Genomic DNA, 15,936 nt, shown 5'->3' with positions numbered 1-15,936 from the left:
CACGCGGTGCTGGATGCGGTCCGGGCGGTACGCGGTTGGCGCCCGGCCGAGTTCGGCGCGAGCAGGTTCGCCATGACCGGCTACTCCGGCGGTGCGATCGCCACACACGGTGCGGTGAAACTGATCGAGAGTTACGCACCCGACCTCGCACCGTCCTTGGCCGGTGCCGCGCTCGGCGGGGTGCCCGCCGACTACGAGATCCTGTCCCGCAGCATGGACGGCAATCTGGCTTCAGGCGTGTTCATGGCGGCCGTATTCGGTATCGCGCGCGAGCGACCCGAGCTTCTGGCCCGGATGAACCACCTCGCCCAATGGGTGGCCACCTCACCGATAAAGGACCAATGCATCAGCGTTTTCGCGCTCCCCGGTGTCCTGCACCTGCCGATCGATATCGTGGCGAATATCGCCGACCCGCTGCGCTCGGCACTGGCCCACGATATCTACGTGGTGACCCGGATGGCGGGAATCGCGTCGGCGACCCCGCTCTACATCTACAACGGTGAACAGGAGTTCTGGATCCCCGCCGAGGGCGCGCGCAATCTCTACCGGGAGCAGTGTGCGCTGGGTGTCACCGCGATCTATCGCAGTGTGCCCGGCGAACACCTCATCGCGGCGGGTCTCGGTTATCCCGAGGCCATGATCTGGCTGGACGAGCGCCTACGCGGTATCCCGGCGCACAGCGAATGCTGAACGCTCTCCGGAACAAACTGGTGGGCTCTCCTCACCGCAAGAGCATGCAGGCGGACTGGTGTGGCCACAGGCGGTCCGCCAGGTAGCGAAAGGCTGGGCCCCACCACATGTGGCCTCGGTGCCTCGGTGAGGCTGTCCGGAAGTTGTTTGTTCCCGGCCGACACGACCGGCCCCTCACCGCGACGGCGATTGCCCGTAGCCGGTGTCCGTGCCAGGCTGTTGACGTGTTGCTAGCCGAGGTCGCCGCCGCGTCCGCCGAGATCGCGTCCGCTTCGGCGCGGCTGGCCAAAACCCGGCGTCTCGCCGCACTGCTGAACCACATCGCGGCAGACGGCGACGCGCGCCTGATCGCGGTAACGGCGTCCTGGCTCTCCGGCGAACTACCACAACGCCAGATCGGTGTGGGCTGGGCAGCGCTGCGCACCTTGCCGCCGCCTGCCGCCACTCCGATGCTCACCGTCGCCGATGTCGACGCCCGGTTCACCCGGATCGGAGCGGTCGCCGGGAAGGGGTCCCGGACCATACGCGCCGATCTGGTGCGCGAACTGTTCGAGACGGCAACCGGCACCGAGCAGGTATTCCTGCGCCGGTTGCTCAGTGGTGAACTGCGCCAGGGCGCGCTCGCGGGCGTGATGTCCGATGCGATCGCCGAAGCTGCCGGGATACCCGCGGCCGAGGTCCGGCGCGCAGCGATGCTGGCCGGCGCCCTGCCCACCGTGGCCGCCGCCGCGCTCACCGGGGGTCGGCCGGCGCTGGCGGAGTTCCGGCTCCGCGCGGGGAGCCCCGTCGGGCCGATGCTCGCACAGACCGCGACCGGGGTCGGCGACGCACTTCAGCGACTCGGCGGGACCGCGATATTCGAAGCGAAGCTGGACGGCGCACGCGTGCAGATCCACCGCGCCGGGTCGGCGGTCTCGGTATACACCCGCAGTCTCGACGATGTCACCTCCCGGCTCCCCGAAGTCGTCGCGGCCACCCTCGCCCTGCCCGCCACCGATCTGATCGCCGATGCCGAGGCCATCGCGTTACGGCCCGACGGACGGCCGCAGCGGTTCCAGGTCACCGCGGCCCGGTTCGGCCGCAAACATCCCGGCGATCTCGAACCCCTGTCGGTGTTCTTCTTCGATCTGCTCCACCTCGACGGCAGCGATCTCCTCGACCTCCCTACCCGGGACCGCCTCGACGCACTCGACGCACTCGTCCCCGCCGCCCAGCGCGTCGACCGCCTGGTGACCGCCGACCCCGCCGCGGCACAGGATTTCCTGGACCGCACCCTCGCCGCCGGACACGAAGGGGTGATGGCGAAGTCGCCGTCGGCCCCCTACGAGGCCGGCCGCCGCGGCTCCGGCTGGCTGAAGGTCAAACCCGTCCACACCTTGGACCTGGTCGTTCTCGCCGTCGAATGGGGTTCCGGCCGGCGCACCGGCACCTTGTCGAATATTCACCTGGGCGCCCGCGATCCGGCCGGCGGTTTCGTGATGCTGGGCAAGACCTTCAAAGGGATGACCGACGCCATGCTGGCATGGCAAACCGAGCGCTTCACCGAACTCGCCGACGGCCCGACCGACGGCTATGTGGTGCGCCTGCGACCCGAACAGGTCGTCGAAATCGCCTTCGACGGGGTCCAGGGCTCCACCCGCTACCCCGGCGGCATGGCGCTGCGGTTCGCTCGCGTAGTGCGCTACCGCGACGACAAATCCCCCGCCGAGGCCGATACGGTCGATACTGTCCGCGCGCTCTACGAGCGCGGCGGTTGACCGGACGCGACACCTGCGGGGCGGTGGCGGCGTTGTTCGGCGAGGGCGGACAGCCGCAGCCCTGACGCACGGGCAGACCGGCGCCGGATCCGAACTTCACTAAGTTTGGTAATTTAATGCGAATCGACGTTTCCAGATCGGAAGGATGTGACGGCGGTGCCCGTACCGGGACACGACCACAGGTCTCCGGTTCCCGACCCGGGCAATCTGCGCTGGCGGCGGTTGGCCGAGATGGTGGCGGACCAGATCCGGGAACGGATCCTTCGGGGCGACCTCGCCGAGGGCGATATCCTGCCGAAGGAAGCCGAAATGCGCGACCAGTACCCGGTCAACGTCCAGTCCCTGCGTGAGGCGATGCGGATCCTGGAAGCCGAGGGGCTACTGCGGGTCCGTCGTGGCAACCGCGGTGGGGCGGTGGTGCACCGCCCCACTCCCGGCAATGTGGCCTACAGCCTCTCGATGGTGCTCGCGATGTCCGATACCGATATCACCGATGTGGGTCGCGCACTCCACGAGGTCGAACCGATGTGCGCGGCCCTGTGCGCCGAACGCGACGACCGCGCCGAGACGGTCGTGCCCGTGCTGCGCGCCCTGCACGAACAGTCGCTGCGCGAGGTCGACGATCTCGTGGCCGCGACCACGCTGTCGCGGCGGTTCCACGAATCCGTCGTACAGCTGTGTGGCAACCACTCGTTGATAGTGCTGGCAGGCGCCCTCGAATCCCTGTGGTCGAGTCATGTCACGGATTGGGCCAGCGAACGAGCCGATCCCACGAGTATTCCGCTCACCGAACGGGCGCAGGCGTTGGCCGTCCACGGACAGATCCTGCAGTGCATCGAGGACGGCGACGCCGCATCGGCGCGGGTGATCGCGGCTCGCCACCTGCGGGACGTGCAGACCTATCCGCACGATCCGCAGCGCGCCCGCGTTCCCCTCGATCCGGCGGTCGCCCGCGATCGCCTCTTCTTCGGCTGACCGGGCCCGTCCGAGTAACCGGGCCCGGCGCAGCGGCTCTCAGAAGCTGTTCGGATCGTCGATCACGCTCTGCGGCACCGGATGCCGGTAGAGCCGCGCCGCATTCTCCCAGGTGATCTTGCGCAGTTCGTCGGCCGAGAGGCCCTTCATGGACTCGTTGACGACCTCCATGGTGCGCGGCCACAGACTGTCGCTGTGTGGGTAGTCCTCTTCGAGCAGGATGTGGTCGATACCGATCCGCTCGCGCAGCACCATCGTGCTGGGATCCTCCACGGCACAGAACCAGAAGTTCCGCTGCAGCACATCCGCCGGCGAAATATCGAGACCGTCCCATGTGCCGTACATCGACGAGTACGTGGTCATATGGTCGAGCCGGTCGAGAAGCGCGGGAACCCAGCCGATTCCGCCTTCCGACATCACGATCTTGATGTTCGGGAAGCGCACCGGGATCTTGGAGAACAGCCAGTCCACCGTCGCGAACATGGCATAACCGAAGAACAGCGTGCCGGATACGTCCGGCGGCGCGTCCGCCGAGGTGCTCGGCGAAGTGCTCGACGAACCGATGTGCAGGTTGACCACGGTTTCGGTCTCCGCACACGCACGCATGATCGGATCCCAGTGGCCCGAGTGCACGGACGGCAGCCCCAGGGCGTGCGGCCCCTCCGAGAAGGTCACGGCCTTGAACCCGCGCTCCGCGTTACGGTAGATCTCCTGTGCGCCGATTTCCGGATCGAGGAAATACGGGATCTGACACGGGATTATGCGATCGGGGTAAGGCCCCGCCCACTCCTCGATATGCCAGTCGTTGTAGGCGCGCGTCGCGGCCAGGGCAAGTTCACGATCGTCGGTGCTCAGTTGTAGGCGCTGGCCGGCGAAACCGGGAAGGAACGACGGGAAGTTCAGGGACGCATAAACACCGGAGAGGTTCATATCCTTGACGCGATGGTGGATATCCCAGGATCCACGACGCATATCCTCGAAACGCTGGGGGTCGAAACCCCATTCGTCGACCGGGCGCCCGACCACGGCATTGAACCCGACATTGGGGATTTCCTTGCCGTCGTATACCCACAGGTCGGCACCGTCCCTGCTGATGACACGCGGTGCCCGCTCGGCGAATTTCGCCGGCAGGCGCCCCTCGAATGTGTTCTTCGGCTCGACGATGTGGTCGTCGACCGAAATGAACGGGAACGGCCGGTGCGCTTTCTCCGGCTCGGGAAGAAAAGTCACCTTCCCCTTGACGTTCTGGGTGAAGTCGGTGTTGTGCATCAATTCGTCGAGATCGGCCATCGTAGAAATCCTTGAAAGTTCGAGGTTCGGTGAACCCGGCCGCGCAGAACACGCAACCGGACGGATCGGGGTGTGGGTGAGTGCCCTTCAGCGGAGAACGTCGGGATCGGTGCGTAGTAGTTTGCGCACCGCACCGGCCCAGTAGACGCCGGCGGCACGCTCGACGAGCGCTTTCTGCATAGCGACGCGGATACTCTTCTCGATCGGCAACGGATCCTTGCCGAGCAGCAGGATGTCGTAGGCCAGCCGGCAGAATCGGTCGATCGATGCCGCACGGTAGACCGCGAGTTCGATGGTGTCGGCGGTCGTGATGATGCCGTGACTGGCAAGGATCACGTTGTTGCACTCACCGATACGCTCGGCCAGATCCCTTCCGAGTTCGGCATCGCCGACCTCGCCGTCGTACTCGCTGACCAGGGACAGGTCGTCGTCGTACAGACTGCCGGTCTGATGGGCGATCATCGGTAGGACACCCACGGCGGCGAGCAAGGTCACGTAGTACGGGTGGTTGTGGACGACCACGCGGGCGTCCGGCCGCCGCCGGTGCAGTTCGGTGTGGATGTGGTACGCGGGTGTCACATCCCATCTACCCTCGATCACCCCACCGTCGGCATCGACACGGCATACGTCGGAGGCCGAGACCTCCTCCCACCACAGCCCCCACGGGTTGATGAGAAGACTGCCGTCGTCACGATCCGCCCACGTGATGTGACCGGCCATATTCTCGCTGAATCCGTCGTGGGCCAGGGTCCGGAACGCACAGGCGAGCGCCTGCTCGTTCGTGAGGTCGACCCCGATCGGTGGTGTGGTTCGTGGCGTCCAGCCGCCTACGGGATCACTCTCCGCTGCGGCGACGGCCGGTTGGTCGTACATGGTCACGATGCCTCCACGTATTGAGATCGGGATCACAGAGCTGCAAGAGAAACCGAACTCTATCTTACAAAAGATAGTGATGTAAGCCCCTTCGTCATTTCCATCGGCCGACCACACACGACTACGGCCACCACGCACGACAAGCGCTGACACACGACCGAGCAGCGCCACCGACTCCCCAACGCCGAGCAAAGAGGTCGCCCCGCAGGGCCGTGAGAGCCGGTAGCGCAGCAAGAAAGCCACTCAAACGATTGATTGACTTCCTCGACGACTCGGCCTACATTGTGATTCACGCCATATATGTGTGTGATCACTCTCCTCACCTCGCGTCGAACGGTGACCAACTCCCCTACCCCCTGGGCCGAAACCGTTGCACGCCAGCCTGATAGAGATTCCGCACCGACAGCCGGCCCCGATGTGCGTCATCCACTCACCCATCGACGCTGTCGTCCCAAGGAGAACGCGAATGACCTCGTCACCACCCCGCAACGACACTCCGCAGAGCCCCGGAACAACGTCCTCGGCCGGCACAGTCCGCGCCAAGGCCCGGATGATTCTGGCCGTCAACATGGGCAACGCCTTGGAGTGGTTCGACTGGACCATCTTCGCGATCTTCGCGGTCTACTTCTCCGATCAGTTCTTCCACTCGGCCGACTCTGTATCGAATCTCCTCTCGACGATGGCTGTTTTCGCCGTCGGGTTCGTCATGCGCCCGATCGGCGGTTTGCTCTTCGGCCTGGTCGCCGACCGCCGGGGCCGGAAATTCGTCATGGTCCTGACCATGTCGCTCGTCGCCGCCTCGAGTGTTCTGATCGCGGTTGCGCCCACCTACGAACAGATCGGCGCGTTCGCGTCGCTGTGGCTGCTGCTCGTACGCTGTCTGCAAGGCGTGGCGCACGGCGGTGAACAGGGCGGTTCGTACACCTACATCGCCGAAGTCGCGCGCCCGGACAACCGCGCACTGTGGGGCAGCACAGTCATCATGTCCACCGTCGCCGGTACGGTGCTCGCCACCCTTCTCGGCGCCGTCATGCGTACGTGGATCGACGCCGCCGCGATGGCCGACTGGGGTTGGCGCATACCGTTCCTGATCGGCGGTGCCCTCGGCTTCTTCGCGCTCTACCTCCGCCGGGGACTGCGCGAATCGGCTGCGTTCACCGAGCACACATCCGACACCACAGCCCCTGCCCCGCTGTCATCGGCGTGGACGGCGATCCAGGACATCTGGGCCCAGCGTAGTTCGATCCTGCGGGTCGTCATGCTGGTCGGCGGCACCTCGGTCTTCTCCTACACCTGGTCGGTGAGCGCCCCGGCCTACGCCATCAGCTTCCATGACGTGAACGATAAGCTCGCGATGTGGGCCGGGGTCGTCGCCAACCTCGTCTTCATCGCCGCCCTCCCGCTCGCGGCACTGCTCGCCGACCGGTTCGGACGTCGCTGGAACAACATCGGGTGGGGACTCGGGGTCGCGATACTGGCCTTCCCGCTATCGGGCATGCTCGACTCTTCGGCCGCGACACTGACCCTGGCGATCTCTCTCGCGCTCGTCGTCCAGGCCTTGGCCGCCAGTACCCAGGTTGCCTGGTTCGCCGAACTGTTCTCGACCAAATCGCGCGCAGCGGGCACAGGTATCGCCGTCTCGTTGGCGGCCGCGATCTTCGGCGGCACTGCGCCCTATCTGAACTCGTGGCTGACATCCCGAGGTACGCCCGACATATTCACCTGGTACGTCATCGTGCTCGCGCTGGCCGTCGCAATCGCCGCCTTCTTCACCCGGGAGACCAAGGGCATCGACCTCGCGTCAGAGCCCGCAATCACACCCGAAAAGACCACGCACGTGCCATGACCTCTCACTACCGATCCCCTGCACAGCCGGAGAATCACAGAACACAAGGAGTCGGCATGCCCGAAGAAACACACACCGTTGATTTCACCAGGATGGACGATGCGACAGTCGCGGAAATGGAGCTGATCAAGTCCGAGGCCACGCAACACCGGCGTGATCACTGGCTCGCCACGGTCCTGCGGCTGCTGGAATCAATGAAAGGGCATACGTTCGGCTACCGTGTCGACCGCTACGAACATTCCCTGCAGTCCGCGACCCGCGCGCATCGCGAGGGAGCCCGAACCGATCTGGTGGTGGCTGCCCTTCTGCACGATATCGGTGACGATCTGTGCCCCGACAACCACAGCGAAGTCGCCGCCGCGATCCTGCGGCCGGTACTCGACGACGAAGCCGTGTGGATCGTCAAGCACCACGGCGTTTTCCAGACTTATCACTACGGTGAGAAGCTCGGCATGCCGACCGATAGTCGGGAACGGTACCGCGACTCACCGTACTTCGATTCGTGCGCGCATTTCTGCGCGGCCTGGGATCAGGAGTCGTTCGACCCGGATTACGACACCGAACCTCTCGAATTCTTCATGCCGATGCTGGAGGAAGTCTTCGCACGCCCGGCACGCTCCTGGGGTGACCAGGATCTGGCTTGGTCCCGCGAGACGTAGACAGATCCGGAGTCCGGAGCGGCGGGACTGCACAGGTGCCACGGCGACACATCCCACCCGTACAGGAGGAGCAATTACATGAGCCTGATCGATGCCGCGACCGCGCGACAGTACGTCGAGTCCGGCTGGTGGGGTACCGAACCGCTGCACGAGATCGTCCGGGCGCGGGCCGCCGCCACACCTGATCGGCCCGCGTTCATCCACCCGTCCGAAGACACGTCGTGGCACACATACGACTGTGTGGCGGATGATCTCGCTGCCGCCCTGGTGGCGTTGGGTATACCACCCGGAGACCGGGTCGCCGTCCGCTTACCGGATTCGTTTCTGGTCCACGCGGCCCTGGTCGCGGCCGCACGCGCCGGTATCGTCGCGGTCGGCATCGGCGCACGATCGGGGCCACGGGAGATCGCGCACCTGGTCGGCAAGACCGGGGCACGCGCACTGGTGAGCGTCGATACTCTCGGCGGCAGGTCGTCGGCGCAATTGGTACAGGAGCTGCGCGGTCACGGCGCATCGCTCGATTTCCACGTCGTACTGTCGAATCGAGGCGTCGACCGGATCCTGGATGTCCGGGGTGCTGCCCCGGCCCCGATGGAACCTGGACGAGCGAGCCGAGCGGAGGTCGCTGCACGCAGTATCGGGCCGAACGATCTGGCCATGCTCAACTCGACCTCCGGTACGACCGGTCTCCCGAAATGTGTGACGCAGTTCGACAACCGGTGGATTGCGTTCAGCCGCCTGGCAATCGAAGCAGGCGAGCTGGGCACGGACGAAGTCTTCTTCGGTGCTGTTCCGGCTCCGTTCGGGTTCGGCCTGTGGACCTCGCACTATGCCCCGGCGGTCCTCGGTGCACCCACCGTTGTCCTGCCCAGGTTCGATGCGGAAACGATGATCCGGATGATCGACCGGGAAAAGGTGACGGTTCTGTGCTGCGTGAGCACCCAGTTCCGGATGCTGCTGAATTCCCCCTTGGCCGACGAATCGGATTTTTCGTCGCTGCGGGTGATGTTCACCGGCGGCGAGGCCGTCCCGCCGGACCGGGCGGCGGAGTTCGAGGACCGCACCGGTGCCACCGTTCTCCAGTTCTTCGGGTCGAACGAGAGCGGGGCGTTCAGCGTCACCCGGGTCTCGGACACGCGCGATCACCGCCTGAACACTTCAGGACGGTTGATTCCCGATATGAACGTGCGATTGTTCGACGATTCGGGAACCGACGTCACCGCCGGCGGCGGTCCCGGCAGGCCGGGCGGACGCGGCCCGCTGACGTGTGCGGGTTACTACGACGACGAAGCCGCCAATACGCAGTTGTACACCACGGACGGCTGGTTGTTGATGGGTGACATCGTCACGATCGAGGACGGTTTCCTCACGCCGGTGGGCCGCACATCGGACATCATCATCCGCGGCGGCAAGAATATTTCGGCACCCCAGGTCGAGCAGGAGGTGGAATCCCACCCCGCAGTCGATCTGACCAGTGTGGTCGCCGTACCAGATCCGGTATTCGGCGAACGGGTCTGCGCAGTGGTCAGCCTCCGGCCCGGCCACGAGCTCACCCTGCCCCAGCTCATCGGGCATCTCACCGAGCGTGGCGTATCGAAGGAACTCTTTCCCGAGCATCTGCTGATCCTCGACCGCTTGCCCCGCTCGTCCGGCGGAAAGATCGCCAAGGGCGAGATACGTGAGCTGGCCGCCGAATCCGTCGCCGCCGCATCGAAGACCCCGACGCCATGACCGGGGTCAAAACCGTCGACGTCTACACCTGCCGGGAGATCCTGCGCATCCGGGCCGGCGTGGAACAGTACGCCCCACCCGACGGGTTCGGCGAATACTACTGGACCGAGCTGCTCAGGGGCTGTGCGGAAGCCGATGCGCTCGAAGCAACCTGGGAACACTACCGCACGAGAACACGTCCCTTGATGCCCGCAGACATCCTGATATGGGTCCGCGCCCGCCACGCTGCCCGGCTGACGACGGTCACGGGAATCACCGAGAAACTGCGGCGCGAACGGACCGGACTCGACTGGTCAGACGACAAGCTCACCCGGTGGCAGAAGACGTTCGAGACCGAGATCGGTCTTGGTGCCGATATCGATGACGCCCGTGATACGGCAGATCTCGATGCCCACGAATACAGCGGCAATGCTGCTGCGGCACCGTCTCATCCCCCGGGCCCGCCCGACCCGTCACGAGATATGAATCTGTGCCGATCCTGAGTCGTATCGAGCCCATACCACCGGAGCAGCGTCGATTCGGGCGCCCGGGTCCACCGGCGGTCAGGACCGGACTGTTCGCGTAGTCGCTGACCGATGCCGGGCTCCGGCGAGAAGTACGTGCAACGAATCGACGAGAGGTGAACATTGGCCGCCAATCGACGTCAGATGATCCTGGCAGAATCCGCTCGGCTGTTCGCCGAATTCGGGCTGTCCGCCACGACGATCCGTGAGATCGCGGATGCGGTCGACCTGAACTCCGGGACGCTATACCACTACTTCAGCTCGAAGGACGCGATCTTCGCCGAGATCCTGGTGCGCTTCCTGACGGATTTGGTGCAGCGCTACGACGTCGTCACGGCCGAGGCAGGAACAGCCCGTCACCGGTTGTCCCTGATGGTCCGGGTTTCGCTCGAAGTCGCCGACCAGCACCCCTACGCCACTGAGATCTACCAGAACGAATACGAGAACCTGAGTGCGCTTCCCGGCTACGCCGAAATCGCGAAAGCGGTCGAATCTTCGCATCGCGCATGGCTCGGCGTCACTGAAGTGGGCGTCCGCCGTGGCGAATTCAATTCGCGTATCGACCCATTCGAGTTCCAGAGAATGGTGCGTGAATGCGTCTTCCAGTCCGTCAGATGGCACCGCGACACTCTCACCTCCGATATCGAAGCCATCACTGCCACCATCACCTCGGTGTTCCTCGACGGGTTCGCACCGGCGCGCACCGCACAAGCCGAGCCGACTCCACCGCCGATGTCGGAGCACACCCCGCGCAATCGACTTCCTGCCCCGAAACCTGCCGCCGAACCAGCAACCGATCCAGTGGGCGAACTCCGTTGCGAGCTCGACGAGCTGCGTTCCGGCGTCGACGCCATTCGCGAGCTCGTGCAGTCGCTGTCCGACCAGCCGCAGGCAGTCGACGGCCCGGCGGCGGATGACCGCGGGCTCGCGGGGACGGCCACGGAAGTGGCCGCCCCCGCCCCGCGATGATCGGCCCGTGACAGGACCACCGGCACGGAGCAGTCCTGTCGCCGTATACGACATCTGAGGCTATGAATTGCCGATTGCTTTCACATCGCTCCTTGTCGAGGCCGGGTCGCCGGGCAGCCGCACTCTGTAGTCGAGTGATATCGACAGCGGCGTTGTGACTATGCGGCGGCTGACACCTCCTTTCCGGCCGCGGGCTTTTCCGCACCCAGCCGACTGGGAAGAGATGCTGCGCAGATACCTCCGGCCAGGGCACACGCGGCAATCACGCCGAACGCCCACATGAACCCTGCGTCGGCATACACCGGCGCTCCCTCTACCAGCGCCCGGACATTGGCGTTGAGCAGGACGAACACCACCGTCGTTCCGACGCCGGCCAGGAGAGTACGGCTGACCTCGGCGATACTCGAACTCACCACCTGCGAGTCCGCCGGCACGGCCGCGATGACGAGGTTGGGAATGGCGGCACCAGCCAGACCCACACCTAGGTGCACCACGCCGGTGGCGATCAGCACGATCAGCTCTTCACCCCGCCCCGCTCCCATCGCCAGGACACCGGTCCCGATGATCGCAGCGGCGGCGACCATATGCAGCTTGGCGCCCGTTCGGCGGGCGGTCAGCCCGACGATCAATCCGCCCACGACGATGCCGAGACCGTTGATCACACCGAAGACCGCGTACTCACTGGCCGTCATCCCGAATCCGTAGTCGCCGCCGGCTTCACGCGGCGTCATCGCCATAACGGCCAGAATCGAACTGGTGGTGGTCCCTACGCCGTATACCAGGCCCGAGGAAAGCACGGTGAACAGCAGCGCCGGCCGACCGAGTTGTCGTACGTTGATCAGTGGCTCGGGCGTGCGGCCGGCCTGCACGAGCCAGGCGGCGAACGAGGCGCACCCCAGCAGCACCAGTACCAGCGTCGCTGCGCCGGTCCAACCCCACTCCGGTGCCTTGCTCACCGCCAGCAAGACCGCCGCCACCGAGCCACCCAGCAGAACCGCACCCATCAGGTCGGGACGGGAGTCCCCGGAACGTACCGGCGACTCCGGAACGACCACGAACGCCGCGGCGGTCAGCGCCGCGGTGAGCACCGATACGAACCAGAACGCTCCTGTGACACCGTGATTGTCGATCAGCCAGCCCGCGAGAAACGGCTGCAGAACAACCACGATGCCGGTGCCGGTGATGGTGACACTGACCGCAAAAGGAATTATTTTCGGCGGGAACACATCCCGGATCAGGGAATAGCACAGGAATGCGACGGAGAAGATCGCCCCCTGCAGGGCGCGTCCGATCAGGAAAACGGGGAAGTTCGGCGCCAGCGCCGACAGTACCGCTCCTGCGACGGTCACCGCGAGCACGATCATGAGCAGTCGCTTCTTGCCGTACATATCAGCGAGCTTGCCCACCAGCGGCATCCCGATGCCGGCGGTCAGGAAGGCTATTGTCATGGTCCACCCGGCCTGGGTGGTCGCGAACTCCGCGCTGATGGCGGGCAGGGCGGTTCCCGCGAGAACCGACGAAACAGGAATGATCTCGGATATCAGGATCAGCACGACCAGTACCGAGACCAGTCTCGGTGTCCACTGCGGTGTTCCGTTCGTAGCGGTCTTCGCCGGTCTTCGGCCGCCGAGTGTTCCGGTCACCGCGGAAGCCCCTTCGCACCGTTGGGCGCCGGGGTGAATCGATGTCCCCACACAGCCCCCTCGGTGATCCGGTAGGTGGGCTGCGGTCCGTCGATACGTTGTCCGCCCCAGCCGATTTCGGTGGCGTGGCCTTCGGGAGAGTAGACGTAGAACGACAACATCCGGTCATTGGTGTGCTTTCCGAGCGACTGCATCATCGGAATCCCGAGATCGACAGCACGATCGAGCGCCCGGCCGACATCGTCGATATCCGCGGTCTCCACCATGAAGTGCATCAATGCGGGACCCTGCGCGGGGCTGAGCCCGAACGTGTGCTGCCGCGGGTTGCAGCCCAGGAAATAGCTGACCCCGCCGGGCAGAGCCAGCGAGTTGCGTTCGACGAATCCCAGGACGCCCACGTAGAACTCGTACGCTTCCTCGGTGTCGAGCACGTTCACGATGACATGGCCCATCCCCTGGTCGCCGGTGACGAAACCGGAGCCACCGTTCAGTTCCACCGAACGGTGGCTGAGAACGGGGCCGTAGAACAACTCGATCCGGTTTCCGGACGGATCGTCGAAGCCCGCGAACCCGGTCACCTGGCGTAGCTCGCACTCCGCCGGGGTACCGATATGGGTTTCGACACCGGCGGCATCGACTCGCGCGACCAACTCCTGAAGATCTGTCCGGTTCAGGACCTCGAGACCGATGGCTTCCAGTCCCGGCGTGGGAGATTCCGAGAGCACCAGACGCGGCGGGTAATCGTCCATCCGGTAGTGCAGGGCATCGGGCAGCGGGCCGTCGACGCGCATCATGCCCAGGAAGTCGCCGGCGAATATCCGCCAGGACTCGATGGACTCGACGCGCAGGCGCAGGTAACCCAGCGAAAGGATGGGCATAAGAGTTCCTCGAATCAGTAGAGGCCGTTGAGCGCGCCGGTGAGCAGGTACTCGCCGTACTCGTGATCGACCTTGTCCGGCAGGTTGATCGCATGATGTTGACCGGCGTGGACATCGCGCCAGACCGACTGCAGTGCGCACGACGAGGCGATGGAGCGCGGACCGCCGACCTGGTATGCCTTGTCGGCCGCCGAGACGACGAGCTTCACAGCGGCGATGTGATCACGCTTGCTGCGTTGACGCATCGGAATCGTCACCTCGTCCCCGCGCGCCGCCGCCGCGTAGGCGTCGCCCAGGTTGGATTGCAGAATCCGGTAGGCGGTGTCGACCTCGAAATCCGCCTCGGTCAGCCGCGCCAGCGTGGCCGGATGTGGGAGCTTGGCCGGGTCGAGGGCCAGCCGGGACCGATGAATTCCCGCCGCCTCGTCGACAACACGCCTGGACATCCCGGCCAGCGGCACCACGACCGCGTTGATGAACACCGTGTACCAGGGCATTCGGAACAGGGGCCCGGTGTTGACGGTATTGCCGGGATAGCGGCCACCGTACAGATCAGCGACATCGTGGGCGCGATACTCGGGCACGTACGCCTTGTCGACGACGATATCGTTACTGCCGGTTCCCGCCAGGCCCGCAGTGAACCAGACATCGTCGATCGTGTAATCCGTGCGGGGAAGCAGGAGATGGACCTGCTGTCCGGTGCGACGCCCGTCCTCGTCGGTCACCATCGCGCCGACGAAAACCCAGCCGCAGTGGTCGCTACCCGACGAGAAGCCCCACCGCCCGGTCAACTCGTAACCGCCCGGCACGGTCCTGGCAGTTCCCGCAGGGCTGTACGACGAGCTGATCCACGTATCCGGATCCTCGCCCCAGACATCCTGTTGTGCCCGGTCGGGGAAGAGCCCGAGATGCCATGAGTGGACACCGACGACGCCGGTCACCCAGCCTGCCGAGCTCGACAGGCGAGCGATCTCGTACATCGCAGTATTGAAGAGGCAGGGATCGGACTCGAAGCCACCGTAACGCTTCGGCTGGATGAGCCGCATGATCCCCGCGTCCCGGAGGATTTTGGCTGCTTCGTCGGTCAGCCTGCGTTGCTGCGTGCATTCGGCTTCGAGTTCACTCACCCGGTCGCGCACTGCGAGGACCGCATCGATGGCTTCCTGCTGGTATTGCATGTGATGGTTCCTTCTGCCTTCGGGGAATGGCTCTAGCGGGTGAGGAACGCGGTGGCGAGCGTTTCGAAGTCGTGCTTGCGCTCGACCTGGGCCCAATGCCCGCACGCACCGAGAATGTGCAGATCGGCCTTCGGCATCCGCCGTAGCGCGAAGAACGCGCCGTCCGGTGGGAGCATCCGGTCGTCGCGCCCCCAGGTGACAAGGGTTTCGTGCGGGATCTCGGCGGTGCGAGTCCACAGTGGCGCCTTGCCGGGCAGACCCAGCGATGCCATCACCGCACGCATACGTTCGATCGCGCGAGGGGCGGTGGCATTCTGCCAGCGCTCGTCGAGGAGTTGCGGTGTGATCGTCGCCTGGTCATAGACCATCGAATCGACCCAGGCCTCGAGCGCCTGGCGGCTCGGTTCGGCCAGGAACTCCTGTAGCCGGCGGGCCCCCTCGCTCAGCATCGCCCCGAACAGTGGTGCGTACAGGCCGCCCGGACCCATCAGCACCATGCGTTCGACTCGTTCGGGAGCGAGCGCGGCGGTTTCGAGCGAGACCCATCCGCCCATCGAATTGCCCAGCAGATGGGCCTTCTCGATGCCGAGGTCGTCGAGCAAGGTGACGATCGCCTGCGCCGCTATCTCCGGATACGGCCGGTCGTACTCCCTATCGGGGCTCGCTCCGAAACCCGGCATATCGACGACGATCGTGCGAAAGGTACGCGCGAAGACCGGCAGGTTCTTCGCGAAGTTCGACCAGCCGGATACGCCCGGACCGGACCCGTGCAGCAACACGAGGGGATGCCCGTGCCCGGCCTCGTGGTAGTGCAGCCCGTCCGTGGCGGACGGGCCACGAGTGGTGTCTTGGTAGTCGTCCGAGAGGGTCACAAGTCTCCGATGTTCGATGGAAGGCCCGCGAACGGACCGCGCCCTTGCCGGGCGGCGTCGGTTGGTGGTCTG

14 protein-coding genes are annotated in these 15,936 nt (G+C 65.3%); 8 read left to right on the top strand and 6 right to left on the bottom strand.

Annotated features, from left to right (window positions below; translation table 11 throughout):
• From ON22_RS27950 to ON22_RS27940, 3 genes are all read left to right on the top strand, one after another.
• A partial coding sequence (locus ON22_RS27950) for a lipase family protein (protein WP_043740808.1) occupies positions 1-690 on the top strand: 690 nt, incomplete at its 5' end.
• Positions 691-914: 224 nt separating this feature from the next.
• Positions 915-2,447, top strand: coding sequence for an ATP-dependent DNA ligase (locus ON22_RS27945; RefSeq protein WP_033242531.1), 1,533 nt, complete (start codon positions 915-917; stop codon positions 2,445-2,447).
• A 231-nt stretch (positions 2,448-2,678) separates the two neighbouring features.
• On the top strand, positions 2,679-3,422 hold the full coding sequence (locus ON22_RS27940) for a FadR/GntR family transcriptional regulator (RefSeq protein ID WP_081595895.1): 744 nt from the start codon (positions 2,679-2,681) through the stop codon (positions 3,420-3,422).
• Positions 3,423-3,461: 39 nt separating this feature from the next.
• Here the strand turns inward: ON22_RS27940 and ON22_RS27935 are convergent, their stop codons facing one another.
• Positions 3,462-4,712: an amidohydrolase family protein gene (locus ON22_RS27935; RefSeq protein WP_033242530.1), complete on the bottom strand. Its 1,251-nt coding sequence runs from the start codon at positions 4,710-4,712 to the stop codon at positions 3,462-3,464.
• Between the two features lie 87 nt (positions 4,713-4,799).
• Entirely contained in the window at positions 4,800-5,585 is a 786-nt protein-coding gene (locus ON22_RS27930; protein ID WP_081595893.1) for a class II aldolase/adducin family protein, read from the bottom strand.
• 466 nt (positions 5,586-6,051) lie between these two features.
• On the opposite strand from ON22_RS27930, the gene ON22_RS27925 reads away from it, so the two are divergent.
• The 5 genes from ON22_RS27925 (at position 6,052) to ON22_RS27905 (ending at position 11,293) form a co-directional block, all read left to right on the top strand.
• The gene (locus ON22_RS27925) at positions 6,052-7,431 is read left to right on the top strand and encodes an MFS transporter (RefSeq protein ID WP_051158181.1); all 1,380 of its coding nucleotides are present in this window, start codon (positions 6,052-6,054) and stop codon (positions 7,429-7,431) included.
• Positions 7,432-7,487: 56 nt separating this feature from the next.
• Complete coding sequence (locus ON22_RS27920; protein ID WP_033242529.1) at positions 7,488-8,090, top strand: HD domain-containing protein; 603 nt, start codon at positions 7,488-7,490, stop codon at positions 8,088-8,090.
• A gap of 78 nt (positions 8,091-8,168) precedes the next feature.
• Positions 8,169-9,821 carry a class I adenylate-forming enzyme family protein gene (locus tag ON22_RS27915; RefSeq protein ID WP_033242528.1) on the top strand — a complete coding sequence of 551 codons (1,653 nt, stop codon included), beginning with the start codon at positions 8,169-8,171 and terminating at the stop codon, positions 9,819-9,821.
• Positions 9,818-10,303, top strand: a complete 486-nt coding sequence (locus ON22_RS27910; protein ID WP_051158180.1) for a hypothetical protein — start codon at positions 9,818-9,820, stop codon at positions 10,301-10,303. The genes ON22_RS27915 and ON22_RS27910 overlap by 4 nt, the downstream gene beginning before the upstream one ends.
• Before the next feature lie 165 nt (positions 10,304-10,468).
• The gene (locus tag ON22_RS27905; protein WP_063820673.1) at positions 10,469-11,293 is read left to right on the top strand and encodes a TetR/AcrR family transcriptional regulator; all 825 of its coding nucleotides are present in this window, start codon (positions 10,469-10,471) and stop codon (positions 11,291-11,293) included.
• 158 nt (positions 11,294-11,451) lie between these two features.
• On the opposite strand, the gene ON22_RS27900 is transcribed toward ON22_RS27905, so the two are convergent.
• From ON22_RS27900 to ON22_RS27885, 4 genes are read right to left on the bottom strand one after another with little or no spacing between them, the layout of a single operon-like run.
• Positions 11,452-12,936 (bottom strand): MFS transporter, encoded by a 1,485-nt coding sequence (locus ON22_RS27900; RefSeq protein ID WP_051158179.1) that lies wholly within the window; start codon positions 12,934-12,936, stop codon positions 11,452-11,454.
• Entirely contained in the window at positions 12,933-13,814 is an 882-nt protein-coding gene (locus ON22_RS27895) for a VOC family protein (protein WP_033242527.1), read from the bottom strand. The genes ON22_RS27900 and ON22_RS27895 overlap by 4 nt, the downstream gene beginning before the upstream one ends.
• A 14-nt stretch (positions 13,815-13,828) precedes the next feature.
• Positions 13,829-14,992: an acyl-CoA dehydrogenase family protein gene (locus ON22_RS27890; protein ID WP_033242526.1), complete on the bottom strand. Its 1,164-nt coding sequence runs from the start codon at positions 14,990-14,992 to the stop codon at positions 13,829-13,831.
• Positions 14,993-15,024: 32 nt separating this feature from the next.
• A complete protein-coding gene (locus ON22_RS27885) occupies positions 15,025-15,864 on the bottom strand; it encodes an alpha/beta fold hydrolase (RefSeq protein WP_051158178.1) in 840 nt (279 codons plus the stop codon).
• Between the last annotated feature and the right edge of the window lie 72 nt (positions 15,865-15,936).

This window comes from Nocardia carnea NBRC 14403, assembly GCF_000308515.1.
Classification (GTDB): Bacteria; Actinomycetota; Actinomycetes; order Mycobacteriales; family Mycobacteriaceae; genus Nocardia; species Nocardia carnea.
This window is presented reverse-complemented; position numbering and strand designations above follow the sequence as displayed.

Coding starts and splice junctions, on each gene's coding strand:
- ON22_RS27940 (WP_081595895.1), top strand. CDS start 2,679: ATGGTGGCGGACCAGATCCGGGAACGGATCCTTCGGGGCGACCTCGCC.
- ON22_RS27935 (WP_033242530.1), bottom strand. CDS start 4,712: ATGGCCGATCTCGACGAATTGATGCACAACACCGACTTCACCCAGAAC.
- ON22_RS27930 (WP_081595893.1), bottom strand. CDS start 5,585: ATGTACGACCAACCGGCCGTCGCCGCAGCGGAGAGTGATCCCGTAGGC.
- ON22_RS27925 (WP_051158181.1), top strand. CDS start 6,052: ATGACCTCGTCACCACCCCGCAACGACACTCCGCAGAGCCCCGGAACA.
- ON22_RS27920 (WP_033242529.1), top strand. CDS start 7,488: ATGCCCGAAGAAACACACACCGTTGATTTCACCAGGATGGACGATGCG.
- ON22_RS27915 (WP_033242528.1), top strand. CDS start 8,169: ATGAGCCTGATCGATGCCGCGACCGCGCGACAGTACGTCGAGTCCGGC.
- ON22_RS27910 (WP_051158180.1), top strand. CDS start 9,818: ATGACCGGGGTCAAAACCGTCGACGTCTACACCTGCCGGGAGATCCTG.
- ON22_RS27905 (WP_063820673.1), top strand. CDS start 10,469: ATGATCCTGGCAGAATCCGCTCGGCTGTTCGCCGAATTCGGGCTGTCC.
- ON22_RS27895 (WP_033242527.1), bottom strand. CDS start 13,814: ATGCCCATCCTTTCGCTGGGTTACCTGCGCCTGCGCGTCGAGTCCATC.
- ON22_RS27890 (WP_033242526.1), bottom strand. CDS start 14,992: ATGCAATACCAGCAGGAAGCCATCGATGCGGTCCTCGCAGTGCGCGAC.